At 69.0% G+C, this 904-nt stretch carries 1 protein-coding gene; it reads right to left on the reverse strand.

Translation table 11 applies throughout. From position 1 onward, the window contains the following. Positions 1-904 (reverse strand): beta-ketoacyl reductase (locus tag IE172_RS34205; protein ID WP_190101262.1); only part of this gene is annotated, 904 nt, incomplete at both ends.

The following is a 904-nucleotide window of genomic DNA, read 5'->3' on the forward strand; positions in this document are numbered from 1 at the left end:
CCGTGGCGGGTCATGCGGTGGAGGTCGGTGTGGGTGAGGTTGCCGGTCATGGTGGAGCGGTCTTCCCACAGGCCCCAGCCGAGGGAGAGGGCGGGTTGGCCGTGGGTGTGGCGGTGGTGGGCGAGGGTGTCGAGGAAGGTGTTGGCGGCGGCGTAGGCGGCTTGTCCGGGTCCGCCGAAGGTGGCGGCGGCGGAGGAGAAGAGGATGAAGGCGTCGAGGTGGGGGGTGTGTTGGGTGGTGAGTTCGTGGAGCAGGAGGGCGCCGTCGAGTTTGGGTTTGAGGACGGTGTCGAGGTGGTGGGTGGTGAGGGTGTCGAGGGTGGCGTCGTGGAGGGTGGCGGCAGTGTGGATGACGGCGGTGATGGGGTGGTGGGTGAGGGTGTGGGTGAGGGTGTCGGGGTCGGTGACGTCGCCGGTGACGACGGTGGTGTGGGCGCCGAGTTCGTTGAGTGTGGTGGCGAGGGTGTGGGCGGGTCGTCGGGAGAGGAGGACGAGGTTTTGGACGTGGTGGTGGGTGACGAGGTGGTGGGCGAGGAGTCCGGCGAGGGTGCCGGTGGCGCCGGTGATCAGGACGGTGCTGTCGGGCCGGAAGACGGGGGCGTCGGCGGGGGTGACCGTGGTGCGGGTTAGGCGAGGTACCAGGAACTGGCCTTGCCGGATGGCGACTTGAGGCTCACCAGTCGTGAGCGCGCCGCGTAGGTCGTGTGTGTGGTTGTCGGTGTCGATGAGGACGAGTCGGTCGGGGTGTTCGGACTGGGCGGAGCGGATCAGGCCCCAGATGGCGGCGTGTTCGAGGTCGGGTGTGTCTTCGGGTGAGGTGACGACGGCGTTGCGGGTGAACAGGACCAGCCGGGAGTCGGCGAACCGCTCCTCCGCCAGCCACCGCTTGACCAGATCCAGCACCC

It is taken from the genome of Streptomyces griseoflavus, from assembly GCF_014649995.1.
GTDB classification, from domain to species: Bacteria; Actinomycetota; Actinomycetes; order Streptomycetales; family Streptomycetaceae; genus Streptomyces; species Streptomyces griseoflavus.